Source organism: Flavihumibacter sp. CACIAM 22H1, from assembly GCF_001601815.1.
GTDB lineage: Bacteria > Bacteroidota > Bacteroidia > Chitinophagales > Chitinophagaceae > Flavihumibacter.
In genome coordinates this window covers 12,007-23,973 of sequence record NZ_LUKG01000077.1, presented here as the reverse complement: position 1 = coordinate 23,973, position 11,967 = coordinate 12,007, and the positions used below count along the sequence as shown (strand labels likewise).

Annotated in this window: 9 protein-coding genes and 1 pseudogene; 4 read left to right on the top strand and 6 right to left on the bottom strand. The window is 45.9% G+C overall.

Annotated features, from left to right (window positions below):
* The 3 genes and pseudogenes from A1D16_RS17435 to A1D16_RS17425 all read left to right on the top strand — a co-directional run.
* Window positions 1-183: pseudogene (locus A1D16_RS17435) on the top strand (GMP synthase); the annotation flags it as partial.
* Between the two features lie 40 nt (window positions 184-223).
* Window positions 224-1,417 (top strand): hypothetical protein, encoded by a 1,194-nt coding sequence (locus A1D16_RS17430; protein ID WP_290711858.1) that lies wholly within the window; start codon window positions 224-226, stop codon window positions 1,415-1,417.
* Window positions 1,418-1,434: 17 nt separating this feature from the next.
* Entirely contained in the window at window positions 1,435-1,749 is a 315-nt protein-coding gene (locus tag A1D16_RS17425) for a cupin domain-containing protein (RefSeq protein WP_290711856.1), read from the top strand.
* On the opposite strand, the gene A1D16_RS17420 is transcribed toward A1D16_RS17425, so the two are convergent.
* From A1D16_RS17420 to A1D16_RS17405, 4 genes are all read right to left on the bottom strand, one after another.
* Window positions 1,750-2,883 (bottom strand): efflux RND transporter periplasmic adaptor subunit, encoded by a 1,134-nt coding sequence (locus A1D16_RS17420; RefSeq protein WP_290711854.1) that lies wholly within the window; start codon window positions 2,881-2,883, stop codon window positions 1,750-1,752.
* 5 nt (window positions 2,884-2,888) lie between these two features.
* Window positions 2,889-7,256 carry a CusA/CzcA family heavy metal efflux RND transporter gene (locus tag A1D16_RS17415; RefSeq protein WP_290711852.1) on the bottom strand — a complete coding sequence of 1,456 codons (4,368 nt, stop codon included), beginning with the start codon at window positions 7,254-7,256 and terminating at the stop codon, window positions 2,889-2,891.
* Between the two features lie 37 nt (window positions 7,257-7,293).
* Window positions 7,294-7,674 carry a hypothetical protein gene (locus tag A1D16_RS17410; protein ID WP_290711850.1) on the bottom strand — a complete coding sequence of 127 codons (381 nt, stop codon included), beginning with the start codon at window positions 7,672-7,674 and terminating at the stop codon, window positions 7,294-7,296.
* Window positions 7,675-7,781: 107 nt separating this feature from the next.
* The gene (locus A1D16_RS17405; RefSeq protein WP_290711848.1) at window positions 7,782-10,076 is read right to left on the bottom strand and encodes a TonB-dependent receptor; all 2,295 of its coding nucleotides are present in this window, start codon (window positions 10,074-10,076) and stop codon (window positions 7,782-7,784) included.
* A gap of 251 nt (window positions 10,077-10,327) precedes the next feature.
* On the opposite strand from A1D16_RS17405, the gene A1D16_RS17400 reads away from it, so the two are divergent.
* Window positions 10,328-10,810: a GNAT family N-acetyltransferase gene (locus tag A1D16_RS17400; protein WP_290711847.1), complete on the top strand. Its 483-nt coding sequence runs from the start codon at window positions 10,328-10,330 to the stop codon at window positions 10,808-10,810.
* A gap of 12 nt (window positions 10,811-10,822) precedes the next feature.
* Here the strand turns inward: A1D16_RS17400 and A1D16_RS17395 are convergent, their stop codons facing one another.
* Together A1D16_RS17395 and A1D16_RS17390 are read right to left on the bottom strand one after the other, a co-directional pair.
* A complete protein-coding gene (locus A1D16_RS17395) occupies window positions 10,823-11,362 on the bottom strand; it encodes an outer membrane beta-barrel protein (RefSeq protein ID WP_290711845.1) in 540 nt (179 codons plus the stop codon).
* Window positions 11,359-11,913, bottom strand: a complete 555-nt coding sequence (locus A1D16_RS17390; protein WP_290711843.1) for a SprT-like domain-containing protein — start codon at window positions 11,911-11,913, stop codon at window positions 11,359-11,361. The genes A1D16_RS17395 and A1D16_RS17390 overlap by 4 nt, the downstream gene beginning before the upstream one ends.
* Window positions 11,914-11,967 lie beyond the last annotated feature (54 nt).

Genomic DNA, 11,967 nt, shown 5'->3' with positions numbered 1-11,967 from the left:
AGCATGTACCTACAACGGGAGGATAAAAAAGAAACCGTAATCAGCAACCATGGATTCGAGAAATGGAAAAGCATGATCGAACACCTTAATGATCCGGACAAAATCTTATATACTTACGCGCAGGTTTTACCGAATTTCTTAAACCATGCCATCGAACAAATGAGTCCCGTAGAAGCATCTTGAGAAGCTGCAATTATGTATCTTCAGACAAAGGCAAAACTTTATGGTTCCAGCATGGCGAAATAGCTTCAACAAGGCATTTACAAACGCACAATACGAAGAATTTCTAACCGATTTGCATAGTGCATACCCCGGTGCTATAGAATTCCGCGTAGCAGAAACACCCATTCTCGCTGATCTTGATTTTAAGAAAAAAATCCTGGATGCCTGTGAACGAATCGTTGACCGGATACTGGAGCCCGATTTTCTGCGTATTACAGAAAGGAGTATACCACCCGCAGAACGGGTTCCACATGAATCCCCTACCGCGCAGATGATTGCCTTCGATTTTGGTATTTGCGAAAACGAGCAAAAAGAACTGGAACCCCAGCTTATTGAAATGCAGGGCTTTCCTACCCTTTTCGGTTTTCAGGTATATTATCCCGAGGTTTTGCGCCGGCATTTCTACATTCCGGAAAATTATTCGCAATACCTGGGAGATTATACCAAAGAAACCTATCTGCAAGATCTGAAATCCCTGATCCTAGGGCCTTATCCCCCGGAAGAAGTGATTCTCCTGGAGATCAAACCCCATGAACAGAAAACCAGGATCGACTTTTACTGTACACAAACCTATATCGGCATTCAACCGGTTTGTATAACTGAACTGGTACAGGAAGGAAAACTGCTTTACTATTATAAAGACGGAAAAAAAACCCAGATAAAACGAATTTATAACCGGGTTATCTTCGATGACCTGAATGCGCAAAAAGCTCAGCTCGGAACTTTTGTGGATATTACCCAGGAGCTTGAAGTAGAATGGATGCCGCATCCCAATTGGTTTTACCGGATCAGCAAGTTTACCCTACCCTTCATACAACACCCGTACGTACCGCCCACTTTTTTCCTGAATGAACTAAAAGAAATTCCAACCGATCTTGATCAGTATGTATTGAAACCACTGTTTTCATTTGCCGGACAAGGAGTGGTAATTGATGTTCAACCCACCGATATACAGGCAATTAAAGACCCCGAAAACTGGATTCTTCAAAAAAAAGTACAGTATGCCGACGTAATTCCTACCCCAGACATACCCGCAAAGGCTGAGATCCGGATAATGTATATCTGGAAAAATGGATGGGACCGCCCCCGACCAGCCATTAACCTGGCCCGTTTAAGCAAGGGTAAAATGATTGGTGTACGCTACAATAAAGACAAGGAATGGGTGGGCGGCAGTGTCTGTTTTTTTGAACGATAAACAACTAATTTTGTCGAATGCAACACTTGAATGATCTACCGGCAAAAGAAATTCAACCCGGACAAACCGGAAAATTCATCCATGGAGAAAAATCCTCCCTGGGCATCTGGGATATTAAAAAAGGAGTTATACTGCCCCTCCACCAACATGAAAATGAGCAGATCACCTATATCCTGGAAGGCGAACTGGAAATGACTATCAACGGAAAAACCACCGTATTTAAAGCCGGCAACCTGGAACTCATACCGGCCAACACACCTCACAGTGCTGTTGCATTAACAGACTGCAAGGTGTTGGACAGCTGGACTCCGGTACGGGAGGCCTTTCTATAATCATTCTTCGTCGGCTGTATTCTTGAGCTTACCCAAAACAGCATAGGCATTCTTCACAACCAGCGGTTGCGTTGCCAGGTCTGTTTCATTGGAAGCAATTGCAAGTCTGCCTTTACCGGCAGATTCCACAGCTACTTCAACCATTTCGAACCGGTTGGCGGAAAGCATTTGGAAAACATATTGCTTACCACTAAACCGTACCACCGCCTCTTCCGGCACCGTTAAAGCGGTTCGGTCATCCAGGAAAATGGTAGCATTCAAAAACATGCCGGGCATCAGGTGATCGGGCATTTTATCAAAATGGCAGTGTACGGCGCCGGCCCTGTTTTCATCTACATTCCTGGAAAAAATAATAATATCACCGGGATAGGTTACGCCTGGTTCATCTACAAACTCCATACTAACTTTCTGGCCTAACCGAAGTTTAGAGATATCCTTTTCAAAAACTGTTAGTGCACCGTGCATATCATCCGGGTTAATCAACTCAAACAGTACATCGGTTGGATTTACATATTTCCCGATATTCACATTCACCTTGGAAACATAGCCATTGATGGGGGAACGCAAGGCAACAGACCTGGACAAACTGCTCTCTGTTAACTGATCGGGCTCTATACCTACCAGCCGTAGCTTTTCGCTGTATCCCTTTAGCAAAACCTGCTGACTTTGATAATCTGTGCTTACCTGTTGTAACACCTTATCTGCATTCACTTTGTTTTCATTCAATAATTGCTGCCGTTCAAAATCCTGCTTCAGGTAATTCAATTTGGCTTTTGTAACCAGGTAATCCTGTTGTAGCTGCACCAGCCCCTGATCTTCGATCATACCGATCACTTCTCCCTTTCTTACCCGCATACCAGGAAGCAGGCGGGTTGATTTCAGGTAGCCCCCCAGCGGAAAACTAACAGATACAATGTTTTGAGGAGGTACATCCACCACTCCATTAACGGTTAATTTGCTGCTGACCTTTTCTTTTACAGCCCACCCGGTATCAATACCAGCCAGTTGAAGCTGAGCAGTATCCAGCTCAACAACAGACTGTTCTTTCGTGGCCTGCTTTTCGTTTGTTTTTGGTTCCTGTGAACCACAGGCAGCCAGCACCAGCCAGCTTGCCATCCCTATAATCCATTTCATACTGTTCATTTTCCGTTTAAATAATTAAGCTCCACTTCCTGCATATTATACGCTTTCAGCGCATCCAGGTAGTTCAGGCGAATGGTGATCGACTGATTCATTAACAGGGTCCATTGCAGATAATCAATTTCACCCTGGTGATAGGCTTCCCGCGCCTGCAGCTCCAGCGCCTCTGCATGAAGTCGACCTGTTTGTTGAAAATACTGCATCTGTTCTCCATACTTTTTCAGCTCCTGCGCTATTGCCATTTGTTTAAAATGAATGGTTTGCCGAAGCGCATCGGCCTGCATTCCGGCCTGCACCGCCTGAACTTCTGCTGCTTTTATCCTGGTGCGGGTTGCTTTCATAAAAAGCGGAATTCCCATGGTAAAATTCACCGAGTGAAAGCGGTAACCCGGGCCAAAATAGATATCGTCCACGCCATTCCTGGTCTGGTATCCAACAATCGACATATTGGTGTATCCCAGGCTAAACTCAGGAAGCAACTGGGCTTTTTCCACTTTGCCGGTTGCCCTTGCAACTGCTGCCTGCTGTTCAAGGATCCTGATACCCGGACTGCTATCCAGCTGCACAAGCGGGTCGGCCGACCTGAATACAGGATGTTCATAGAGGGGCTCAAACAGCTGGCGGCTATTGGTAAGCGCCATTAATCGTTGCTGAACTATTGACCGGTCGTACAATACCTGTTTTAATTGCAGTTGCAGTTGTTCTACCTGCGCATCGGCTGTGGTTTTTTCCAGTTGATTGGATTCTCCGGCCTGCAGCCGTAAACCAGCCGCTTTACTGAATCTGCCATATATGCTATCGAGCGAGTGCAGCAGCAATTCCCGCTCTTTTAGATCCACCAGCTGCACAAATAACATACGTAGTTCCTTTCTCAATTCATTCCGCTGGAAATTAGTGATCCTGGTTTGCAATTGACCCTGTACCTGGTAAAGTTCTTTCTGCGTTGTATAAACGGCCGGCAATCTGAGGCCCTGGTTTACAAAAAAACGGTTATCAGAAAATACGGAATTAAATCGCCCGTACTCCAGTCCCAGTTGGGTTTTTGGTAGTTCAACCGTTCCTGATTGCAATAGTTTCCAATAGGACTCCTGTTTTTCAGCTGCCCGAAGATCCAGGTTCTGCCGGTCTGCAAGGGCAAGTAAACTATCGATGGTTACCTCTTTTTGCTGGTTGGTTTGTGCAGTACTGGCAGAACCTGTCAGTAACCCACCGATAAGCAGAATAAGCAGGGCAACAGGAATTTTACCTTTGCTGCTTTTACGTTCCAGCCATACATACAAAACGGGCAATAACAACAGGGTTAGCAAGGTGGCTGTAAACAATCCACCTATCACCACGGTTGCAAGCGGGCGTTGCACTTCCGCACCAGGCCCGTGGCTGAGTGCCATTGGTAAAAAGCCGAGTGATGCCACAGCCGCGGTCATCAACACCGGACGAAGTCGCAAACTGGTTCCTTCCATAACAATTGTTTGAAGATTGGTTTCACCTTCCTTTTTTAATCGATTGAATTCAGCGATCAATACAATCCCGTTTAATACTGCTACCCCAAACAAGGCAATAAACCCGATACCAGCTGATATACTAAATGGCATAGACCGGATATACAGGGCTACCACCCCGCCGATAGCAGAGAGTGGAATGGCAGAAAAAATGAGCAATCCATATTTGACAGAGCCAAACGAAAAATACAACAGCAGAAAAATCAGTAACAGGGCCACAGGTACGGCAATGGATAAACGCGCTTTGGCATGTTGCAGATTTTCAAATTGTCCGCCATAATGTATATAATAGCCTGCCGGCAGTGAAAGGCTGTTTTTAACTTTATCACCAAGTTCACTTACTACAGATTCCACGTCTCTTCCCCGCACATTGAAACCCACAACAATTCTGCGTTTGGCATCCTCTCGCTGAATTTGATTCGGGCCATCTTTTACCTGTACAGACGCTACCTGCGACAAAGGAATCTGCGTGCCGAGTGCCGTAGGAATCAGTAATTCCTCTATGTTGCGGATGTCGGCGCGGCCTTCTTCACTAAGACGAACAACCAGATCGTACCGTCGTTCATTTTCGAAAATCATCCCGGCAGATTCTCCGGCGAATGCCGCTCGTATCAAGGTATTGATATCTTCTATCTGTAAACGATAGCGGGCAATAGCGGAACGATCATAATTGATCACTATCTGCGGTAGTCCGGTAACGGTTTCCACATAGATATCCGTTGCACCTTCTACGGTACGAACAATACCGGAAAGCCGGTGAGCGAAAGCAGCCAGTGAATCCAGGTCTTCGCCAAATATTTTACAAACCACATCCTGGCGGGCACCAGAAATTAGTTCATTGAAACGCATCTGAACTGGAAACTGGAAGCCAGCGGTAAGTCCGGGAATTTTCCCCAGTTCAGCACTCATTTTACCAGCCAGCTCGTCATAGGTTGCGGCACTGGTCCATTCTTTCTTTGGCTTAAGTTGAATGATCATATCGCCCATTTCAATGGGCATAGGATCGGTGGGTATTTCGCCTGCACCAATCCTGGTTACGATTTTTTCAATTTCCGGGAATTTTTTTAAGAGTAATCCTGCTCCTTTTTCTGATACCTCAATGGAGGTAGTTAAAGAACTACCCACCAATACCCGGGTATCTACTGCAAAATCTCCTTCCTCCAGTTCGGGAATAAATTCTCCTCCCAGCCGGGTTAGCAAAAAAATTGCAAAAGCAAATAAGGCCAATGCGCTTATTACCAGAACAGCGGGTAGTTTCAGCACTTTTTTCAGAACCGGCTGGTACCAACTAACCAGTTTATTCATTAAACGGTCAGACAAGGTGGGGGCATGGTTCAGTTTTTTTCCCAGTACCAGGGAGGTAATCATGGGAACATAGGTTACGGATAAAAGAAAGGCCCCTATCAGTGCAAAACTCACGGTCTGGGCCATGGGTCTGAACATTTTACCTTCGATACCAACCAGGGTGAGGATAGGAAGATAAACGATAAGAATGATGATTTGTCCGAATACCGCGGCATTCATCATTTTGGAAGAAGCGTTTTCGACCTCTGCGTTCATTTCTTCCTGTGAAATAGTTCTAACCGATGCAAAAGACCTGGTATGGTAAAGGCGGTGTAATACTGCCTCCACAATAATAACGGCTCCATCCACAATTAACCCAAAATCGAGCGCACCCAAACTCATCAGGTTGCCGGATACACCAAACAGGTTCATCAGGATAACAGCAAAAAGCATGGCCAGCGGAATTACAGAAGCTACTATAAGACCTGCCCGGAAATTTCCTAAGAACAATACCAGGATGAACACCACGATCAGTGCACCTTCCAGAAGGTTTTTTTCTACCGTCCCTAAGGCATTGTTCACCATTTTGGTGCGATCGTAAAAGGTTTCGATGGCAACGCCTTCCGGCAGTGTTTTTTCAATGGTAGCCATTCGTTTTTTTACATCCTTCACTACCTGCGATGCATTGGCACCCTTTAACATTAAAACTACCGCGCCTGCCACTTCCCCTTTATCAGCATCTACCATTGCACCGTATCGGACGGCATGCCCAATCCTTACTTCTGCAATATCTTTCAGGTAAATTGGCAGGCCTGCGCTGGTTGATTTTATATAGATAGATCGGATATCATCCAGGCTGAGGGCCAGTCCTTCTGTGCGGATAAACAGCGCCGTGCTGTTTCTTTCAATATAACCACCGCCGGAATTCTGGTTATTTTTTTCCAATGCCGCAAATACATCCGCCACCGTCAGGTTCATACTTTTTAACTGGTCGGGGCGGACCGCTACCTCATACTGTTTCAGTTTTCCTCCAAAACTGCTTACGTCTGCCACCCCGGGTATACCGAGTAACTGGCGGCGTACAATCCAATCCTGGATAGACCTTAATTCAGTGAGATCAATTTTTTCTTCATATCCTTTTTTGGGCTTGATGATATATTGAAATATCTCGCCCAACCCGGTGGTAGGAGGCGCCATTTCCGGTATGCCTGCCTTAGCGGGAATCTGCTCTTTAATTGCGGTCAGTCGCTCGGCCACCTGCTGGCGTGCCCAGTACATATCTACCTCATCTTTAAATACGATGGTAACTACTGAAAGGCCGAAACGAGATATTGAGCGCATTTCACTGATGCCGGGTATATTGGCCGTGGATTGTTCAACGGTGAAGGAGATAAGGCGTTCTACTTCCGGAGCAGCGAGGGTGGGCGTAACCGTAATTACCTGAACCTGGTTACTGGTAATATCGGGAAGGGCGTCTATAGGAAGTTTGGAAACTGCGTATACACCATATCCTATTAGCCCGGCTATAAATAAACCGATGATCAGCTTATTCCGTATGGAAAAGCGGATAATTGCATTCAACATTTTTTAAAAATTTACATGATCAATAAAAACCAACTGATCATGCCTGCCGCGGAGGCTGGAAAATTGCAGAGAGGGCTCCCTGCGAAGCGATATAATGTTTGTGCAGATTAAATTCCTGTTGGATAAAAATCTCATCTCGCCGGATCTCAAAATTCACCGGCTCTTCCAGGGGCATCACTACTGTACCCACGCAATCGGTGGTTTTGAAGGGCAATTGCATATCGCGCTGGTAATCATTATCAATTACCGTATGGCCCAGGTAGTGTTCCTTCAGAAAATCGAGCAATGTAATATCCTTGTTCAATGCCTTATGCTCCTTAAAATGTTCAATCAGTATCGGCAGCTTCAACAACTGGTGAAGCTCCGTCTGCGTTAACAGAAGTAAGGCCATTAAAAACAAGGTAACTCGTGTTTTCACAAACCGAAGTTAGGGAAAAGGGGGGAAAGGGGGAAGGGGAAAGAATACCGTGGAGGAGTTTGCTAACTGATTTTTTCAAGCACCAGCTCACCTCATCGTCCTGCCCCCTACCTACTAACCCTAATCCCCACATATACCCTTCTACCCTGGTTGGGGGCATATACATAGGTAGGATCAAAGCTGAGGGCATAGGGGTTATCGGGCGTAACCAGGATAGCACCGCTTGCATCACGCTGGATATTTTTGTCAAAAGGGTCATTGGCGCGGGCTATCAGGAAAGAATTTCCTTTATCAGGGGTAAAATTCAACAGGTTTTTTATGCCTCCAAATAACTCAAAACCTGCTTTTATTTTTTTGGTTAACTGCAGGTGCTGCAAGCTCCATACCTGCGATTGGGGCGACCGCGGATCAAGGTCGGAAAGCAAGGGCAATAACATGGGCCCGTACACCGATCCTGTATAATCAGCCGACCAGCCTGAATTTCCCAACCGGTATGAGAGGGTCCAGGTACCCGACCAGCGTTCAGTTAATAACTGGCGGTTAGTTTGCAGCCGTCCGCCCTGATCGCGCTGAATCGTACGTACATCCTGCAGGGTAAGCCCGCTTGTAAAGCGAATACGATGGTTTAACTGTCCGTCCAGGTTCAGGCTGAATCCGGCGGACTCCGCATATCCATCCAGGTTAGCATAAATAATTTTATCCGGGTCAGTCTGGTAATCCGGTACAATCCGATTCGAAAAATACGTGTACCATGCCGCCGCTTCGAGGTTTAAAAATCCTTGTCCAGCTACTATTTTCCGGGTGTAATTCAGACTTGCATTATAACTGCGTTCCGGTTTTAGTTTATCCAGAATAACAACTTCGCGGGCCCCCGTTAACGCAGCATGCTCTTCGGTAAAAAGATTCACTACCCGAAACCCTGTTCCCAGATTCAGGCGCAGGTGGTCCATTGAAGAAAATTTCCATTTGTAAGCCAGCCTGGGGGTATAAATAGATCCGTGGCGCTTATCATAATCATAGCGAAACCCTGCCAGCAATTGATGATTTTTATGCAGCTTAATATCATCCTGCACAAACAGGCCCGGAATCACTACCTGGTCGGGCTGGTTGGTTTTACCATCTGCTTTTCGGGTAGCCGGGGTATTATCGTCATAATAGGTATAACGGGTAACTATACCCGATAAAATCTCATGCTGGCTACCGAGTTTTTTTTCCCAGGTTAATTGTCCAAATCCGATGTATTGATCGGCATCATAAAGGGTGGTTCCATAAGCCGATCGCTGCCGGTGTGAGGTAGCAGAAAAAGAAGCTACCAGTTTTTCGGTAGTTGGTAACTGATAATTACCGATCCACTCCAGTCGATTGGTGGAAATTTGTTCGCCATAGCGCTCATCTCCTCCCCTATGCGCGCGGGTCCATTGCATTTCTCCGCCCCAGCGGTCTTCTGTTATAAAGCGAACAGCCATTCCTGCCTGCCGGCCCTTCGCACGATTCCAGTTTATTTTGCTAAAAAAGGAAAGCCGGTTCTGCAATGTCAGGTCCGTAAAATTGTCGCCGTTCTTATCCATCCGGTGCGTATAATTAAAATAATTGAGGCCGAGCAATGCGGTACTTCTGGCACTTGTTTTAATTTTCAACCCTGCATCCACATTGTGTTCGCGCCAGCTGGTACCGGTATATTCCAATGAAAAACGCGGTGCTTTATCGGGTGTTTTAGTAATTACATTAATCAGTCCTCCCATGGCTTCAGAACCATAAAGAGAGGATGCCGGCCCTTTCACTACTTCTATCCGTTCTACCAGGGAACTTGGTATTCCCTGCAGACCATAAACCGTAGCCAGGCTGCTGACAATGGGCATACCATCGATCAATACCATGGTATAAGGGCCTTCCAGTCCATTGATATGAATATCTCCCGTGTTGCAAACATTACAATTAAGTTGAGGACGAACACCATTCACCAGCTGAAGAGCATCGAATAAACTGGGGCTGGGATTTTTTCGCAAAAACTGGGCAGTATATACTTCCACCGGCACCGGGCTGGAAGAACGGGTTACAGCGCGCATGGTACCGCTCACTACCACTGCATCCATTTCATTGGCAGTTGCCTGCAGGTAAATAACCGAATCGCCCATTTTCCAGAGCCATTCCTGCCGCCCATAACCTACCGCGGTAATCAATAAAGGAAGTTTTTGGCCAAGGTCGGCCTGTAATTGCCTGGGGGAGAAATTCCCCAAACTATCTGCCACTATACTAAGCCTGGTACGTTTATGCTGAATGGTAGCACCCGCAACCGGCCGTTTTGATTCCTGGTCCACTACCCTGCAGGACATTCCTTTTTCCTGCGCAGAAATTGCTTCCGCCCCAACTACAGCAAGCAGAGAGAGTACTATTTTCTTCATTATTTAGTCTTGTCTAAATTTATATTTAGACAAATATATGATATTCATTTAATCCAGTCATAAAATAAATAGTAGAAAATTATATACGATTTCCGGGGCTGGCACGTTATTGGCATAGAAGGCTCTGTAAATCTTATTTTTTATGCACTCCAAGAATGCCGACAAACTTTTTATTGCAGCCATCTTTACCTCCCTGGTATTGTTTTATGGCCTCTTTGCTTTAGTACTTGCCTGAGTACTAGCTTTGTAGCATGGAATGGATTATTCGACCGGTTCAGCCGGGAGACAATAAAGACCTGGCAACCATTGTAAGAACAGCATTAACTGAATTTGGTGCCAATAAACCCGGAACCGTCTTCTACGACGAAACCACCGATCATTTATTTGAATTATTTCAAACTGCGGGTAGTTTTTACCTGGTAGCCGAAGAAAACGGAAAGGTACTGGGGGGAGCAGGTATTTACCCAACCGAGGGTTTACCCGAAGGCTGGTGTGAGCTTGTAAAAATGTACCTGAAGAAAGAAGCAAGGGGAAAGGGCCTGGGACAGGAACTTATTCGCCGGAGTTTGGAAAGGGCCAAAATGGCCGGGTACCATACCGTATATCTTGAAACCATGCCGGAGCTTCGCAAGGCTGTTACTGTTTACGAACAGTTTGGCTTTACGTATTTATCGGAACCCATGGGCATGTCCGGGCATTTCGGTTGCGACGTATGGATGAAAAAAACACTTTGATCAGCACCCAATTTATTTGGTTCTATAAGTATCCACGATACCCCTTGGGCTCAGGTATATCTGAAACCCGATCCGAACTGCAACACCCCCATCACTGGGTACATCGGAGACTTTACTGTTCACATAGCCAACCAGCGTTTCAATAGCTACATGTTCATTTACAAAAGCTGCCAACCCGGGTCCGATAAAGAAATCAGCCCCGTTTACCGTTGAGGTAAAACTTGGGTTATCGAATTTGTTGGAGGTAAAAATATACTCGGTAGCAATAAACGGCTTCAGCTCTTTTTTCCCAAAATAATAGCGGGCGAAGGGGCCAAACCCAAAAACCGTCGTTTTGTTGTCACCAGATTTGTTGTAAGATAATTGCAGGGTGCCTCCGGCTGCAAAATTGTTCAGGAAAAAATATCCGGCGGAGGGGCTTAAACTGATCGTGGTATTCCTACTTGTATTGAGTGCAAAATTTCCTCCTACTAACCAGTCGCGTTGTTCGGTTTGTGCCAATAAGGGGGTGCCTGCAAGCAGTACTGAACAGAAAAGAATAATTTTTTTCATATCTGATGGTTTAAGACTTCGTATAATCCACTGAAAAGGTACAACTTTCCAGTTGCCAACTCTTTACACTGATATCTTTTTCTTAATTTTTTGCCCTTCCGGAAAACCCGTCCCCCCTCAATTTCAAACAAGGCACCTTCCGGAAGTTCTTCCACCAACACCTGTTTAGAATCGGGCGGATCGTGCTGCCGGAGGACCCGCATAAGAGGCTCATCCGCGCAACTACTGGCAGGCAGGTTGTGAAGGCTTCTGTGTAAAGCGGCTTCCACATCAGGCGGAAAAATCTCTTTTCCCAGGAACTGTTCCAATAACTGGCGGTACAACTGTTTCCATTCTTTTCCATGCGCCTGTACCCGGTGACTGAATTGTTCAAACGTTACCAGGTGAGCCAGTTCATGAATAAGCGTAATTAAAAAAGCATAGGGATTCAGGTTTCCGTTTACACTGATCCGGTGATTCCGGTTCTGGTGCGCATGCCGATAATCGCCCAGGAGACTGCGACGTTCGCGGCTAACCGTTAAATGAACCTTGTAATGAAGCAGGTAACGCACGATGAGCTCAAAAAGAGCCTTCCGGTAAGAAAAATGGGTCTAATTGCATGAAGC